Origin of the sequence: Caballeronia sp. ATUFL_F1_KS39 (assembly GCF_023630985.1) — a bacterium.
GTDB lineage: Bacteria > Pseudomonadota > Gammaproteobacteria > Burkholderiales > Burkholderiaceae > Caballeronia > Caballeronia zhejiangensis.
Window position 1 is genome coordinate 153,591 of sequence record NZ_JALQDZ010000054.1, and the last position, 16,073, is coordinate 169,663.

Sequence of the window (16,073 nt, forward strand, 5' to 3'; positions counted from 1 at the left end):
TCAGTTGGCTCCTGCGGGTGCGGTCGGGATGAGAGAAGGTGAGGGCGGTGTGCTCGGGGCAATCGCGGGCGCGTTTTTTGGCGCCATCATCGCGAGAATCTTGCAGTCGTCGTGACGCCACGCGATATCGATCGTGCTGCCTGCGCAGGGCAATGCGTGACGCTGGGTATTAGGCACTTTGACGACGATGGAATCGCGCGAGCCGAGCTTCAGATGCACGCGATGATGATCGCCGCAGTACACGAGTTCCTCGACGCGTGCGCGCACGACGTTGCTGTGCTCGTCCGCGTGCGCGTCTTCCGTGCCGGGAATGTGCGCGCGTTCGGGGCGCAGCGCGAGCATCGCTTCATCGCCGGCGCGCAGGCCGTGCTCGCAACGTCCGCGAATGACGCTGCCGTCCGATAGCGCCAGCGTCGCCCATTCGCCGTTCGCACTGACGACGCGCCCCGTGAGCCCGTTGTTCTCGCCGACGAAGTTCGCAACGAACGCGTTCTGCGCGTTCTCGTAAAGCTCGCTCGGCGTCGCGGCCTGCTGGATGCGGCCATCGGAAAAGACGGCGACCCGGTCCGACATCGTCAGCGCTTCGGCCTGATCGTGCGTCACGTAGACGATCGTCAGCGAAAGCTCGCGGTGCAGCCGCATGATTTCGTATTGCATCGTTTCGCGCAGGCGCTTGTCGAGTGCGCCGAGCGGCTCGTCCATCAGCACGACGCTCGGTTCGAACACGAGCGCGCGTGCGAGCGCGACGCGCTGCTGCTGCCCGCCGGAAAGCTGTGAGGGTCGCCGGTTCGCGAGATGGGGCAACTCGATCATCTCCAGCGCGCGCTTCACGCGCGTCTTCTGCTCGGCGCGGCTCACGCGTCGCACGGAAAGCGGAAAGGCGACGTTCTCCGCAATCGTCAGATGCGGAAAGAGCGCGTAGTTCTGAAAGACCATGCCGATGTCGCGCTGATGCGGCGGCTTGTCGTCGAGACGCCTGCCATCGAGACGAATCTCGCCTTGCGTCGGCGTTTCGAAGCCCGCGAGCATCATCAGCGTCGTCGTTTTACCCGAGCCGGACGGACCGAGCAGCGAAAGAAATTCTCCCTTGCGCACGTCGAGGTTCAAATCCTCCACGACGTAATGCGCGCCGTCATACGATTTGCTCACGCCGGAGAAGGAGATGAAGGAAGGGGCTGACATCGTGTTCGTATCCTGTCTTTCAGTGCTGTGCGAGCTTCGTCGCGATATAGCGCGCAAAGTCGAAATTGGGCCGTTCAAGGTGGCTCAGATTTCCGGGCTTCGCGAGCGGCGCATGCACGCCGCGAAACACCGCTTCCACGCCGCGCCTGTCTTCCGCGTTCACTTCGTCGAGCAGCTTCTTCAATGTCGACATATGCGCGTTCGCTTCCGCGTCGGCGATGAATTCAGGCGCGAGACCGCCGCCGAAGCGGATATGCACTTGCCCGACGCCGCGCGGCTGCAACACGAGATACCAGAAATAGCCGGGCGTAAGCGTGACGAGATGCGTCGGATAGATCGCGAGCAGTGCGGTCGTCTTGCGCCAATGACCCGTTAAACGCGGGTTATCCGGATGAGCATTGCCAATGGGCAAGCTCGCTTCCTTCGTGATCCAGTGATAGTTGAACGCGGGATAACCCGGTGGACATTCCATCTCTTCGAGCTTCGAATGCGGCCCTACGGTCGCGCGATGCAGCATTGGCAAGTGATAACTTTCCATGAAGTTTTCGGCGAGGATCTTCCAGTTGGTATCCCACACATGCTCTTCATAGAAAGTTTCGATGTAGTCCGTCATGCCATACGCGCCGATCAATTCGCTCAGTTCGGCTAGCTGCGTTGCGACGGGCGGCGCGCTTTCATCGAGCGTCACATAGATCCAGCCTTGCCATTCCTCGCAGCGCACGGCGGGCAGCCTATAACTTTCCTTGCAGAAGCCTTCTTGCCGGTCCATGAGCGGCGCGCCCTTCAATTCGCCGTCGAGTCCATAACTCCACGCGTGATACGGGCACACGATGCGCCGCTTGTTGCCGCGCCCTTCGAGCAGCACCGACATGCGATGCAGGCACACATTCGACATCGCCTTGAGCTGCATCTGCTCGTCGCGCAATACGACGATCGGCTGCGCGCCGATCTGCGCCGTCAGGTAATCGCCGGGTTCCTTCAACGCGCTCGCGCGGCCGACGCATTGCCATTCATGCGCGAAGATCTCGCGCTCTTCGAGTGACAGGAAGTCGGGCGATGTATAGACGCCAGGCGGCATGGCGTGCGCATCGCTGAATGGTCGTTCGCAGTTCGACCGTAACTGGTCGATGAGCGTGTCCACTGCGATCATGAAGCCCTCCTTGTCTCAACTCGTGAGAGCGCGCTGGCGCGGGCTTTGACCGCATTGCGCTCGACATGGACATCAATCTATCAAGCCAAATTGCCAGCCAAAATATTGTTTTCGGATACAAAGCAAAGCTTTTATCTATGCAGCGCCGATAACTTCACGTATCGATATGCAGTCGCCTAATATAGTTCTCGCAGAACGACGAGAAGCGATGCACCACTTGCCGCGGACGCATTGTGCGCGATTGCGCGATGCCTAACGTAGTCGCGTTGACGTTGTCCTTGAAGCGCTTAATCACGAAGTCCTCGCCATCCACCGTGCGATTCGACTTCAGCGGAAAGTTGAGGATGCTATAGCCGAGGCCGTTCGCCACCATGCCGCGCACGACTTCCGGTTGCGATGACCGGAACGCGGGCACGGGACGGCTGCCGACCGCATCGAAGAGCGCGGCGAAATACTCGCGGCTATGCGGCAGATCGAGCATCACGTAAGGCTCCGATTGCAAATCGGCGAGCGATACCTTGCGCGCTCGCGCAAGCCGATGCGTCTTCGGCAAGATCGCATAAGGCGGCAACGAAAGCAGCGGCGTGAACGCGATGTCTTCGGTCAAGTCCAGACTATAGGTGAGGGCGATATCGAGCGAACCGTCATGCAGGCCGCGCAACAAGCCGTCCTGATGCGCTTCGACCGTGCGAAACGAAATGCCCGCGTGCCCTGCCGTGAAGCGGCTGATGAGCCCCGGCATCAACGGCGGTGCGAGCGACACGAGACAGCCGAGCGCGATGGAGCCGGTCATGCCGCCATCCATTTCTTTCGCGGCCATTTGCAGTTCTTCCGCGATCTTCAGCAGATTGCGCGCTTGCCCGAGCAGATCGCGGCCGGCCTGCGTGAGCGACAGACCGCTCGCATGATGGCGAATGAATAGCTGCACGCCGAACGATGCTTCGAGATCGGCGAGGGCGGTCGATATCGACGGCTGCGAAATATGCAGTTTTTTCGCGGCGGCGGTGAAGGACAAGGCTTCGGCAGCGACCACGAAGTAGCGCAATTGCCGCAGCGAATAGCGCAAGGGATGGCTTTCCATCGATGACATTCGGGAAATGGAGCTTCGATGAGCCGCATTGTGAAGTGCTCAAAATTCATTGCATAGCCAAATCCGATGCCGTGCATTTTTTAAATATATTTTTCGGATTCGATCGGGACGCGTAGATTTTCACGAAGACATCACGGATACAACGGCCTTTCAGAAGGACATAGCCATGACAGTGGAAACAACGTCTATCGACACGCTCGTGGTCGGCGCGGGCCAGGCTGGCGTCGCGATGAGCGAACACCTGAGCAAGCTCGGCGTGCCGCATCTCGTGCTCGAACGCGATCGCATCGCCGAACGCTGGCGCACGGGCAGGTGGGATTCGCTCGTCGCCAATGGTCCCGCATGGCACGATCGTTTCCCTAATCTCGAGTTCGCGGATTTCGACCCCAATGGTTTCGCATCGAAAGATCAGGTCGCGGAATACTTCGTCGAGTACGCGAAGAAATTCGATGCGCCCATTCGCACCGGCGTCGAAGTGAAGAAGGTCGTGCGCAATGCGGGGCGGCCGGGCTTTACCGTCGATACATCCGACGGAACCATCGAAGCGAATCGCGTGGTCGTCGCGACGGGTCCGTTTCAGCGCCCCGTGATTCCGCCGATCGCGCCGTCGTCCGCAAAGCTCACGCAGATCCATTCCGCCGACTATCGCAATCCGCAGCAACTGCCCGAAGGCGGCGTGCTCGTCGTGGGCGCGGGATCGTCGGGCGTGCAGATCGCCGATGAATTGCAGCGCGCGGGCCGGCGCGTGTATCTGTCGGTCGGCGCGCACGATCGTCCGCCGCGCGGATATCGCGGACGCGATTTCTGCTGGTGGCTCGGCGTGCTCGGCGAATGGGACGCGGAAGTGATGAAGCCGGGCCGCGAGCATGTGACCATTGCCGTGAGCGGCGCGCGCGGCGGCCATACGGTGGACTTCAGGCGCCTCGCGCATCAGGGCATCACGCTCGTCGGTCTGACGAAATCGTTCGACGATACGCGCGTGAGCTTCGAAGCCGATCTCGCGGATAACATCCGTCGCGGCGACGAGAACTATTTGTCATTGCTCGATGCCGCCGATGCCTATGCGCAACGCAACGGCCTCGATCTGCCCGAGGAGCCCGAAGCGCGCCATATTCCCGCCGACCCGGAATGCATGACGCATCCGCTTCTCGAACTCGATCTCGCGCAAGCGGGTATTACGTCGATCATCTGGGCGACCGGTTATGCCGTCGATTTCAACTGGCTGCAAGTCGATGCATTCGATGACAAAGGCAAGCCGAAACATCAACGTGGCGTCGCCAAAGAACCGGGCATCTATTTTCTCGGCTTGCCGTGGCTTTCGCGGCGCGGCTCCGCGTTCATCTGGGGCGTGTGGCACGACGCGAAACATATCGCCGATCACATCGTCACGCAGCGCAGATACCTCGCTTATTACGACGCGCCGCAACGTGCTGTCGAGACGAAGCGCGAAGAAGGCGTGGCCGATGCATCGCGCGTCCACAAGGTCAGCGAGATGGGCGTCAACTGATCAGAAACTATCCGGAATCAAGGTGCATTCGATGAGCCAACCTACGCATACCCGTATCCGCATGTTCAACACGAAGGATACGTACCCGAATCAGACCCTCGATAACGATCTCTGCCAGGCCGTTCGCGCGGGCAATACCGTTTATGTGCGCGGTCAGATCGGCACGGACTTCGACGGCAATCTCGTCGGTCTCGGCGATCCGCGCGCGCAGGCCGAGCAGGCGATGAAGAACGTGAAGCAGTTGCTCGAAGAAGCGGGCAGCGATCTCTCGCATATCGTCAAGACGACGACTTATCTCACCGATGTGCGCTTTCGCGAGCCGGTGTATCGCGAAGTCGGCAAATGGCTGAAGGGCGTGTTTCCGATTTCGACGGGCCTTACCGTCGTCGCGCTCGGACAACCTGAATGGCTGATGGAGATCGATGTGATCGCCGTCATCCCCGATGGATGGACGCCGCCTCAGGAGCGCGCATGACATTCTCGATCGTCGGACGATGTGAAGAGACCGGGCAGCTCGGCATCGCGATCAGTTCGTCGAGCATCGCGGTGGGCGCGCGCTGTCCGTGGGTGCGCGCGGGCGTGGGCGTCGTCGCGACGCAGAACGTCACGCTGCCCGCGCTCGGTCCGCAAATTCTCGATTACATCGAAAGCGCCAAGCTCGATGCGAACGCCGCACTCGCACGCGCGTTGAGCGCGAACGAATGGAGCGAGTATCGGCAGGTGACGGTCGTCGATGCGCAAGGCCACACCGCGTTCTTCAGCGGCAAGCAAGCGCTCGGCACGTATCACGCGGTCGCGGGCAGGCAATGCGTCGCGGCGGGCAACATGCTCGCGGGCGTGCATGTCATCGAAGCGATGATTCCCGCATTCGAGAACGCATCGGGCCAGCTTGCGGATCGTCTGCTTGCCGCGATGCATGCGGCGATCGCGGCGGGCGGCGAAGCGGGGCCGGTGCATTCGGCTGCGCTGAAGATCGCGGGCGAGCAAAGCTGGCCGCTCGTCGATCTGCGCGTCGACTGGGCCGATGACGATCCCATCGGCAAGCTCGATGACCTGTGGCATGCGTACGAGCCGCAGATGCAGGACTACGTGACGCGCGCATTGAACCCGACCGCTGCGCCGAGCTACGGAGTGCCGGGCGATGAGTGACACGACGAGCCGCGATCTGCTCGACAAGCTGATTAGTTTCGCGACCGTCAGCCGCGATTCGAATCTCGCGCTGATCGAGTTCGTTCGCGATTACCTCGCGCAGTTCGACATCGAAAGCGAGCTGTTCTACAACGCGGAGCGCACGAAGGCGAATCTGTTCGCGACGATCGGACCGCGCGATCGCGGCGGCATCGTGCTCTCGGGGCATACGGATGTCGTGCCGGTCGATGGCCAGCCGTGGACCGTCGATCCATTCCGTCTCACGGAAAAAGATGGACGGCTCTATGGCCGCGGCACAGCCGACATGAAGGGCTTTCTCGCGTCGGTGCTGGCCGCCGTGCCGATGTTGATCGAGCGCGAACTGAGATTGCCCGTGCATCTGGCGTTTTCATACGACGAGGAAGTCGGATGCCTCGGCGTGCGGCCGATGCTCGCGCAACTGGAGAAGCGCGCGCACAAGCCCGTTCTGTGTCTGATCGGCGAGCCGACATCGTTGAAGCCGGTGCTCGGTCACAAGGGCAAGCTCGCGATGCGTTGTCAGGTGAAAGGCGCGCCTTGTCATTCCGCCTATGCGCCGTATGGCGTGAACGCGATTCAATATGCAGCGCGCCTCATCAATCGGCTTGAAGAAATCGGCGAACGGCTGGCGCAGCCCGAGCATCACGACGAGCGCTTCGATCCGCCGTATTCGACCGTGCAGACGGGCGTCATCAAGGGCGGTCGTGCGCTCAACATCGTGCCGGCCGAATGCGAATTCGATTTCGAAGTGCGCGCGCTTCCCGGCTTCGAAGCGAGCACGGTCGCCAAGGATTTGCAGGCGTACGCACAAGCCGAACTGCTGCCGAAGATGCGCGCCATTGAACCCGAGACGGACGTTCGCCTCGAAGCGCTATCCGCGTATCCCGGACTCGCGACATCGCCCGAAAGCGAAGCGGCGCGTCTCGTCGCGCTCTTGAGCGGATCGTCGGAATTCGGCACGGTGGCGTTCGGCACGGAAGGTGGACTCTTCGATCAGGCAGGCATTCCGACTGTCGTATGCGGTCCCGGCAGCATGGATCAGGGACACAAGCCCGATGAGTACGTAACCCTCGAACAACTCCACGATTGCGACGCGATGCTGATACGCCTCGCCGATCATCTTTCGACCACAGCCTGATTTCTCACACGCCGCAGGCGATACGGGCGCGATGCGCGTCAGGGCATCGCTTTGCCGCGCACAAACTGGAGACGACTTTGACTAGTGCACCACGCAACGCTTCTCCGTTGATCGAGAAGCACACCATCGGCTATGTGCCGCCCGAGGATCGTCACGGCAAAGTGCGCGACCTGTTCACGCTATGGTTCGGCGGCAATATCGCGCCCTTGCCGATCGTGACCGGCGCGCTCGGCGTGCAGATCTTTCATCTGAACCTGCTGTGGGGCATCGTTGCGATCGTCGTCGGACAGGCGGTCGGCGGCGTGCTGATGGCGTTGCATTCCGCGCAAGGGCCGCAAATGGGCATTCCGCAGATGATCCAGAGCCGCGCGCAGTTCGGATCGTGGGGCGCGTTGCTCGTGACCGTCATCGCGGGCGTGATGTACGTGGGCTTCTTCGCGTCGAACATCGTGCTCGCGGGGAAGTCGCTGCATGGCATCGAGACGTCGGTGTCGGTGCCCGTGGGCATTGTGATCGGCGCGCTGGGATCGGGACTGATCGGCATCATCGGATACAAGTTCATTCATATCCTGAACCGCATCGGGACGTGGGTCCTCGGCATCGGCATTTGCGTGGGCTTCGGCTACATCCTCACGCATGTCTCGACGGACGATTTCCTCACGCGCGGCGGCTTCAACTTCGCCGGCTGGCTCGCGACCGTATCGCTTTCCGCGCTGTGGCAGATCGCGTTCGCGCCTTACGTGTCCGACTATTCGCGCTATTTGCCGGCGACCGTGCGCGTCTCGTCGACGTTCTGGGCGACGTATCTCGGCTGCACGATCGGCTCGACGCTCGCCTTCGTGTTCGGCGCGGTCGCGGTGCTCGCGGTGCCGCCCGGCGCCGACGCGATGGATGCCGTGAAGCTCGCCACCGGACCGCTCGGCCTGCCGATGCTCGTGTTGTTCCTGTTGAGCGTCATCAGCCACAACGCGTTGAACCTGTATGGCGCGGTGCTCGCGGTGATCACGTCATTGCAGACGTTCGCGTATCGCTGGATTCCGACGGCGAAAGCGCGCGCCGTGTTGTCGGTCGTGATTCTCGTCGCGTGCTGCTATGGCGCGATCGGCGCATCGACGAACTTCGTCGCGAATCTCGTCGATCTCGTGCTTGCGCTGCTCGTCGTACTGGTGCCGTGGACCGCGATCAATCTCATCGACTTCTATGTGATCCACAAAGGCAAGTACGACATCCAGTCGATCTTTCAGGTAGACGGCGGCATCTATGGACGATTCAATCCGCAGGCGTTGATCGCTTATGCGATCGGTATCGTCGTGCAGATTCCGTTCATGAACACGCCGATGTATGCGGGCGCGGTGCCCAAGTATCTCGACGGCGCGGATCTGTCGTGGATCGTTGGATTGCTGCTGACGTCGCCGGTTTATTACTGGCTTGCATCGCGCGATACGAGTTATCGGCGCAGACAGAACGGTGCGCGTGTGGCGTCGAACGTGGCGCGGTGATTCATAAGCGATGTCGGGCGGGACTCTTTCCCGCCCGACAATTCTGTTGTAACCCCGGCTGCATTTACGTCGAGTGTGCACATGCACATAATCGCGTCACCTGCTGCGAAAACCCTTCGCGGCGCATCGAGGCGGTGACGATCCCAGGCTTGCCGAAGGGCGGCCTGCAAGTGCGGTTCAGTGATTCTGATTCGTTGCGGCACACATCGCTCCTCCTCGCACACGCATTCAGGAGCTTGTCATGTCGAACGATCTTCCTCTCCGGACGGCTTCGCGCCGTCATTTCATCGGCGTCGCGGCGGCGAGCATCGCGGCGAGCGCATTGAGCCGCGTCGCATTCGCCGATTCGATCCAGAGCACGGCGGACATCGTGCAAGTGAAGAGCGGCGACAAGACCGCGATTCGCCCGCTTCGCATCCACGCAACGGATGCGCAACTCGCCGATCTGAAGCGGCGCGTGCAGTCGACGCGCTGGACCGAACGCGAAACCGTCGCCGATGCCTCGCAAGGCGTGCAACTCGCGACGATGCAGCAACTCGCGCGCCATTGGTCGACCGCTTACGACTGGCGCAAGGTCGAAGCGCGGATCAACGCGGTGCCGAACTTCGTCACCGAGATCGACGGACTCGACATCCACTTCATCCACGTTCGCTCGAAACATGCGAACGCGTTGCCGATGATGGTCACGCACGGCTGGCCCGGCTCGATCATCGAGCAACTGAAGATCATCGATCCGCTGACGAATCCGACCGCGCATGGCGGCAATGCATCGGATGCGTTCGATGTCGTGATTCCGTCGCTGCCCGGCTACGGATTTTCCGGCAAGCCGACGACGACCGGCTGGGACCCGCAGCGCATCGCGCGCGCATGGATCGCGCTGATGCAGCGGCTCGGCTACACGCGTTATGTCGCGCAGGGCGGCGACTGGGGCAACGCGGTGACCGAGCAGATGGCGCTTATCGCGCCGCCGGAACTGATCGGCATGCACACGAATATGCCGGCGACGGTGCCGGACGATATCGCCAACGCGCTGAAGTACGGCAATCCCGCGCCCGCGGGTTTGGCCGGCGATGAAAAGCACGCGTTCGATCAACTCGATTACTTCTACAAACACGGCCTCGGCTACGCGCAGGAAATGGCGAATCGGCCGCAGACGCTGTATGGCATCGAGGATTCGCCGATCGGTCTCGCGGCATGGATGATCGATCACGACGCGGCGAGCCAGGCGCTTATCGCGCGTGTGTTCGACGGACAGGCGGAGGGTCTCACGCGCGACGACATCCTCGACAACATCACGCTTTATTGGCTGACGAACACGGGCGTTTCATCGGCGCGGCTGTACTGGGAAAACAAGCTCAACTTCTTCGCGCCGAAGCATGTTGCGATTCCGGTGGCGGTGAGCGTGTTTCCGGACGAGATCTATGCCGCGCCGCAAAGCTGGACGGAGAAGGCGTATCCGAAGCTGATCCACTACAACCGTCTGGCGAAAGGCGGGCATTTCGCGGCATGGGAGCAGCCGCAAGCCTTCACGGATGAAGTTCGCGCGGGCTTCCGTCCGCTGCGTTCGGCGTAAAGGCGGCGCATCGCGGTCAGCGCGCGCATGGACGCGCGGCCGATGCATCGGGCGGAACCCTGTCACAATCGCAATCTCCGACGTTTCTCGACGATGCGCTCGGGAGTGCGATTGACCGGGCCGTCTCATCCGATTGCGGCGCGCGAGGTGCGCCGCGCGTGTTTCTCCATGACAAGGAGCAAGCGATGCCAACGATGCAGGCAGTGCAGGTAACGAAAGCGAATGGTCCGCTGGAAGTCGTCGAGCGCGATGTGCCGGAACCGCCCGCCGGACACGTGCTCATCAAGGTGCAGGCGTGCGGGATCTGCCACAGCGATTCGCTGACCGTCGAAGGACTCTGGCCGGGTCTGCAGTTTCCGCGCGTGCCGGGACACGAGATCGCAGGCGTGATCGAGAAGCTCGGCGCGGACGTCGAAGGATGGGAAAAGGGTCAGCGCGTCGGCGTGGGCTGGCACGGCGGGCATTGCGGCCATTGCGAGCATTGCCGGCACGGCGACTTCGTGCTTTGCCAGCGCGCGCTGGTGCCGGGCATCAGCTATGACGGCGGCTACGCGGAATACATGGTGGCGCCGCAGGAAGCGCTCGCGCGTATGCCCGACGATCTCTCCGACGTCGATGCCGCGCCGCTTCTTTGCGCGGGCATCACCACGTTCAATGCGCTGCGCAACAGCGGCGCGCGAGCGGGCGATGTGGTCGCGGTGCTCGGCATCGGCGGGCTCGGTCATCTGGGCGTGCAGTTCGCGCGCAAGATGGGCTTCCAGACGGTGGCCATCGCGCGCGGACAGGACAAGGCGCCGCTCGCGAAGCAACTCGGCGCGCATCATTACATCGACAGCGAATCGCAGAACGTGGCCGACGCGCTCAAGGCGCTCGGCGGCGCGCGCGTGATACTCGCGACGGCGACGAGCGGCAAGGCGATGAGCGCGACCATCGGCGGGCTGGGGCTGAACGGCAAGCTCATCATGGTCGGGATATCGGAAGAGCCGGTCGAGGTGCCGATCACGCAGTTCATCATGGGGCGCAACTCGGTGCAGGGCTGGCCGTCGGGCACGGCGGCGGACTCGCAGGAAACGCTCGCGTTCAGCGCGCTGTCGGGCGTGAAGCCGATGATCGAGGAATATCCGCTGTCGCGCGCGGGCGAGGCGTATGAACGGATGATGAGCGGCAAGGCGCGGTTCAGGGTTGTGTTGACGCCGGGGAAGTGAGGTGAGCGAAGCCCCGCTGAGCGGGGCTTCGAAAGCCGCCTAATCCCCCTCCCTCGTCAACAGACACCAGATCGCGAAAAACGGCACATCACCCGACCGCATCGCGTGCGGATTATTCCGCACGTTATGAATCCCGCCGCCGATGCCCGGATCGCGCCATTCTCCGCCGTTCTGCCGAAACTCACCCGGCGTGAACAGCACATAAGCTTCCTCGGGCGGATGACTGTGATCCGGATAACGCGTATGCGGCAGCATCAGCGAGAAGCCCAGTTGCACGTCATAACGGCTCTCCGCGCCGCCGGGACCGCAGATCATGCCGTGCACGTGTGCATCGATATAGCCGTCGCTACCGTTCAGGCCCGATGATCGGCGCGACCAGCCGAGATCGGGTTCGAGCGCCTTGATCGCGCGCGCGGCGGTGCCGAAGCCGGTGTCATCGTCGATGAAAGGCGCGAGCGTCGCGTCGAGCCATTCGCATGCGGGATAGCGCGTGCGATGCCGCGCGCCATCGTCGGATGGCGTCTGCAACCGCTCGAACACGCGCGCCGCGACGCGACGTCCCGCTTCCGGCAGCTTCTCCGATTGAAACAGCTTCTCCGCGATGGCGATGTAAGCCGCCACGTTCTGCGCACGACGATTCATGAAGCGCTCTCCGTCACAACCAGTCGGTCTCGAAGCTGCATGCCGTGAGCGGCACGCAGCCGTGCTCCGTAAGCACCACTTGTTCCTCCAGTTTCACGCCCTGACATCCGCCTTCCGCGCCGATATAGCTTTCGATGCACAGCGTCATCCCCGTTTCGAAGACGCCGTCATAGCCCGCGCTGTCCCAATCGACCTGATGCGCGATGGCCGGCGCTTCATCGACCATGCCGATGCCATGCGCGATGCAGCTATACCGGTTCTTCACGTACGGCGCGGGAATCTTCCACGCCTTCTCGGAGAACTCGCGATAGGTCATGCCCGGACGCAGCAGGTCCATGTTGAAATGCACCTGAGAATAAGCCAGTTCGTACAGCTTGCGTTGCTCGTCGGATGGACGCGTGTCGCCCACCGTCCAGGTGCGCGAAATGTCGGAGCAGTAGCCGTGCGGGCCGACCATGTCGGTATCGAAGGCAAGCAGTTCGCCGTTTTGCAGCACGCGCGACGAACATTCGCGCATCCACGGATTGGTGCGCTCGCCGGACGCGAGCAGTCGCGTCTCGATCCATTCGCCGCCGTGACGGATGTTCTCGAAGTGAAGATGCGCCCATAGCTCCTGCTCGGTCATACCGGGCCGAAGCTCGCGACGCATCCGTTCGATACCGGCCTCGCACGCGCGCAGCGATTCGCCGATCAGCACGAGTTCGCTCGCCGACTTGATCGCGCGGGCGTCTTCCATCATCGCCTGACCGTCGAGCAAGGTAAGGCCGCGATTGACGAGCAGCGCCGAGCCGATCGGATCGAGCCGGTCGACCGCGAGCCGGCTGTCGCCGCGCGCGTGCGCGCGAAACACATCGACGATTTCGTTCGCCCACACTTCGGCGCGGCTTTCCGCTTCGTGGCCCGCGCTGAAATAAATCCAGCTCACCGCGCCGCGCATTTCGACGTTCAACTCGATGCCGTCCCACACGTGCTCGCAGCTATGAAACTCCCACGCGACGATGCGGCCATCCGCGAACACCATGATGTAGCGCGACGGATTGCGCGCGGTCCATATCTGCATGTTGGACGTGTCCGTCGCATAGCGGATATTGACGGGGTCGTACAGCAGGATCGCGGGACATTCGTGTCGCTTCAATTGCGCAAGCACGCGCGCGAGCCGATAGGTTCTGACATCGCGCATCGTCCGCACCGGGTCTTCGACCGCCATGTGCGCGTCTCCTCACAGTTCCAGTACGAGGTCCGAAGTCGGACGGCTGCAGCACAACAGGCGAAATCCCTTCTGGACTTCCCTTTCGCGAATGCCGCCGTTGTGATTCATGTCGACGGTGCCTTCGAGCACCTTGGTCTTGCACGTCCCGCACATGCCCTGACTGCACGATGACGCCACCGCGACGCCCGCCTTCTTCGCCGCCGACAGCACCGTTTGCGATGCGTTCATCGTGAACGATTTCGACGAGCGCGACAGCTTCACGGTGAAGGTTTCCTGCGCAACGCCGGCTTCGTTCGGCGAAGGCGCGGGCGCGACGCCCGCACCGATATCGAAGCTTTCCTGGTGATAGCGCGCCGGATCGTGACCGCCTTCGCGAAGCAACGTCCGCACCGCGCTCATGTAGCCGACGGGGCCGCACGTGAAGACCTCGCGCTCCAGATAGTCGGGCGCCCATTGCGACAGCAATTGCAGGCTGAGACGGCCGATCGGACCTTGCCACTGCGTCTCGTCGCCGATGCCTTCGCACACGAAGAACACGCGCAGGCGCGGCGAGAGCTTCGCGAATCGCGCGAGTTCATCGCGGAACACGATATCCGCAGGCGTACGCGCGCTGTGGATGAACACGATGTCGCGATCCAGCCCAAGGTCGATGCTCGCGCGCGTCATCGACATGAGCGGCGTGACGCCCGATCCCGCCGACAGAAACAGCGATTTCGTCGCGGGCGCGACGCTCGGCGTGAAAGCGCCGGAAGGACCGTATGCACGCAGTTCGCTGCCGGGCTTCATGTTGTCGTGCAGCCAGTTGGACATCGTTCCGCCCGGCACGCGCTTCACCGTTATCGAGAGCAAAAACGGGCGCGTCGGTGCGGAGGAGATCGTGTAGCAACGCTCGACCGATTGCCCTTGCACCTTCGCCGACACCGTCATGAACTGGCCCGGTTCGAACCGCACGGGCAGGCCGTCGGCGGTGCGGAATTCGAAGCTCTTGATATCGTGCGTTTCGTCGACGACGCGGCAGCACGTCAGCGTCTGTTGCTCGCCGCTCGGCCATAGCTTGCCGCCATGTTCCCAGGTGGCGGCATCGGCGAGGCGATCGTCGAGATCGACCGCGGGAGCAAAAATTCTGTCGACGGAATTCATGGCGCGAAAAAGAGTGCGTTGGCGATGAGCGAAGTATTGGATCGCCCATAAACACCGTCAACGCGCTTTATTTTCCGCGTTCCATTACTTGATGTTATGCGTCAGCCGTCGACCGGCGCGACGGGCGTTTCGAGCTTGAGCTGATAGAACGCCGCATCCAGCCAGCGGCCGAATTTGAACCCGGCTTCGGTGATCGTTCCCGAATGCGTGAAGCCGAGCCGCGTATGCAGGCGGATGCTGCCCGCATTCGTCGCATCGACGCAGCCGACGAGCACATGCACTTGTGCTTCGCGCGCGCGCCGGATCAGTTCGCGCAGCAGCCGCTCGCCGAGCCCGAGGCCACGGCAATCGCGATGCACATAGACGCTGTGCTCCACGGTGTATTTGTAGGCGGGAAACGCGCGGAACGTGCCCCAGCTCGCAAAGCCCATGAGCTTGCCCGACGCATCGACGGCGCCGACAACGGGAAAGCCGCCCGCGCGTTTCGCGGCGAACCACATCGACATGGCTTCGGCTGGGCGCGGCACGTAGTCGTACAGCGCGGTCGAGTTGACGATGGCTTCGTTCAGTATGTCGAGGATGGCCGGCGCGTGTTCGGCCTCGTTGCAATCGATGAGGCGCACGTCGTCGTGCGGATCGGTGGTGTTCATTCGATATCCGTTCAGGCTGAAGATGAATCAGGTCGCGGACGCGTCGCCGATGGCGAGAATGTAGCGCGCCGCTTTCGAAGCCGGGTTGCTGAAGATGAGCGGGCGGTCGAGGCGCATCGCGAGGCAGTCGCCTTGCTGAAGCGCGTGAAGCTCGTCGCCGATCACGATGTCGATGCGTCCGCTCATCACCCAGACTTGCTGGTGCATGTTCGATTCGCGTCCGCCGGTTTCATACGCGACGCGCGCGCCCGGCGGAAAGTCCACTTCGACGAGCTGAAACGGCGACGGCCAGCCCGCAGGCGATAGATTGCGGCGCGTATAGCCGGATTCGGGATCGCGCCATTTCAATTGCTGGCGGCGCCGCGCGAGCGGTTGCGCGGGCGCGCCTTCCGCTTCCCCGCCGAAAAGGCTCGCGAGCGATACGCCCAGGCCCGCCGCGAGCTTGTCGAGCACGACGGCGGTCGGGCTGGCCGCGCCGCGCTCGATCATCGAGATCATCGAGCGGCTCACGCCGCAGCGCGCCGCGAGCGCGTCCAGCGTGTAGCCGCGCGCGGCACGCAACTCGCGGACGCGATCCGCGATGCGCTGGTTGATGTCGGCTTCAGCGGAAGGCTTGACGGTATCTAGCATAGTGGACGGAGTGTCCAATAAACTAGACGTCGATGTCAAGCGAAAGCGGGCTTCGCTGCACGAAGACAGCGAAGCCCGCCGATCACGCCTATAACCGGTTCAGATCAGCCGTACACGGGGAAGCGCTTGGTCAATTCCGCGACCTGCTGACGAACGCGTTCGAGGTTGCCCGCGTCTTCCGGGCTTTCGAGCACATCGGCGATCAGGTTGCCGACGATCTCCGCTTCCTTCGTGCCGAAGCCGCGCGTGGTCATCGCGGGCGAGCCGAGGCGCACGCCGCTCGTGACGAA

The 16,073-nt window shown here is 62.5% G+C and carries 15 protein-coding genes and 1 pseudogene; 7 read left to right on the plus strand and 9 right to left on the minus strand.

Annotated features, from left to right (window positions below; translation table 11 throughout):
• The 3 genes from NCR93_RS27560 to NCR93_RS27570 all read right to left on the minus strand — a co-directional run bounded on the left by NCR93_RS27560 (position 1) and on the right by NCR93_RS27570 (position 3,413).
• The gene (locus NCR93_RS27560) at positions 1 to 1,182 is read right to left on the minus strand and encodes an ABC transporter ATP-binding protein (protein WP_175980277.1); all 1,182 of its coding nucleotides are present in this window, start codon (positions 1,180 to 1,182) and stop codon (positions 1 to 3) included.
• A gap of 19 nt (positions 1,183 to 1,201) precedes the next feature.
• Positions 1,202 to 2,332 (minus strand): aromatic ring-hydroxylating oxygenase subunit alpha, encoded by a 1,131-nt coding sequence (locus tag NCR93_RS27565; protein ID WP_008346220.1) that lies wholly within the window; start codon positions 2,330 to 2,332, stop codon positions 1,202 to 1,204.
• Between the two features lie 154 nt (positions 2,333 to 2,486).
• On the minus strand, positions 2,487 to 3,413 hold the full coding sequence (locus NCR93_RS27570; protein WP_008346221.1) for a LysR family transcriptional regulator: 927 nt from the start codon (positions 3,411 to 3,413) through the stop codon (positions 2,487 to 2,489).
• A gap of 175 nt (positions 3,414 to 3,588) precedes the next feature.
• Here NCR93_RS27570 and NCR93_RS27575 point away from each other — a divergent pair, with 175 nt between their 5' ends.
• From NCR93_RS27575 to NCR93_RS27605, 7 genes are all read left to right on the plus strand, one after another.
• Complete coding sequence (locus tag NCR93_RS27575) at positions 3,589 to 4,929, plus strand: flavin-containing monooxygenase (RefSeq protein ID WP_175980276.1); 1,341 nt, start codon at positions 3,589 to 3,591, stop codon at positions 4,927 to 4,929.
• A gap of 31 nt (positions 4,930 to 4,960) precedes the next feature.
• Positions 4,961 to 5,404, plus strand: coding sequence for a RidA family protein (locus NCR93_RS27580; RefSeq protein WP_008346225.1), 444 nt, complete (start codon positions 4,961 to 4,963; stop codon positions 5,402 to 5,404).
• The gene (locus tag NCR93_RS27585; protein ID WP_175980275.1) at positions 5,401 to 6,078 is read left to right on the plus strand and encodes a DUF1028 domain-containing protein; all 678 of its coding nucleotides are present in this window, start codon (positions 5,401 to 5,403) and stop codon (positions 6,076 to 6,078) included. The genes NCR93_RS27580 and NCR93_RS27585 overlap by 4 nt, the downstream gene beginning before the upstream one ends.
• Positions 6,071 to 7,234, plus strand: coding sequence for an acetylornithine deacetylase (argE, locus tag NCR93_RS27590; RefSeq protein ID WP_008346228.1), 1,164 nt, complete (start codon positions 6,071 to 6,073; stop codon positions 7,232 to 7,234). Before NCR93_RS27585 ends, argE begins: the two co-directional genes overlap by 8 nt.
• A gap of 77 nt (positions 7,235 to 7,311) precedes the next feature.
• Complete coding sequence (locus tag NCR93_RS27595) at positions 7,312 to 8,733, plus strand: purine-cytosine permease family protein (RefSeq protein ID WP_175980274.1); 1,422 nt, start codon at positions 7,312 to 7,314, stop codon at positions 8,731 to 8,733.
• 241 nt (positions 8,734 to 8,974) lie between these two features.
• Positions 8,975 to 10,306, plus strand: coding sequence for an epoxide hydrolase family protein (locus NCR93_RS27600; protein WP_175980273.1), 1,332 nt, complete (start codon positions 8,975 to 8,977; stop codon positions 10,304 to 10,306).
• Positions 10,307 to 10,491: 185 nt separating this feature from the next.
• Positions 10,492 to 11,511 carry an alcohol dehydrogenase gene (locus NCR93_RS27605; RefSeq protein ID WP_008346234.1) on the plus strand — a complete coding sequence of 340 codons (1,020 nt, stop codon included), beginning with the start codon at positions 10,492 to 10,494 and terminating at the stop codon, positions 11,509 to 11,511.
• Between the two features lie 39 nt (positions 11,512 to 11,550).
• Here NCR93_RS27605 and NCR93_RS27610 read toward each other — a convergent pair whose 3' ends face one another.
• The 6 genes and pseudogenes from NCR93_RS27610 to glyA form a co-directional block, all read right to left on the minus strand.
• Positions 11,551 to 12,153, minus strand: coding sequence for a dimethylsulfoniopropionate lyase (locus NCR93_RS27610; protein ID WP_175980272.1), 603 nt, complete (start codon positions 12,151 to 12,153; stop codon positions 11,551 to 11,553).
• 13 nt (positions 12,154 to 12,166) lie between these two features.
• On the minus strand, positions 12,167 to 13,360 hold the full coding sequence (locus tag NCR93_RS27615) for a M24 family metallopeptidase (protein ID WP_175980271.1): 1,194 nt from the start codon (positions 13,358 to 13,360) through the stop codon (positions 12,167 to 12,169).
• A gap of 12 nt (positions 13,361 to 13,372) precedes the next feature.
• Entirely contained in the window at positions 13,373 to 14,503 is a 1,131-nt protein-coding gene (locus NCR93_RS27620; RefSeq protein WP_175980270.1) for an FAD-binding oxidoreductase, read from the minus strand.
• Positions 14,504 to 14,604: 101 nt separating this feature from the next.
• The gene (locus tag NCR93_RS27625) at positions 14,605 to 15,153 is read right to left on the minus strand and encodes a GNAT family N-acetyltransferase (RefSeq protein ID WP_175980269.1); all 549 of its coding nucleotides are present in this window, start codon (positions 15,151 to 15,153) and stop codon (positions 14,605 to 14,607) included.
• A gap of 27 nt (positions 15,154 to 15,180) precedes the next feature.
• Positions 15,181 to 15,783 (minus strand): helix-turn-helix domain-containing protein, encoded by a 603-nt coding sequence (locus tag NCR93_RS27630; RefSeq protein WP_175980268.1) that lies wholly within the window; start codon positions 15,781 to 15,783, stop codon positions 15,181 to 15,183.
• 104 nt (positions 15,784 to 15,887) lie between these two features.
• A pseudogene (gene glyA, locus NCR93_RS27635) lies at positions 15,888 to 16,073 on the minus strand (serine hydroxymethyltransferase); the annotation flags it as partial.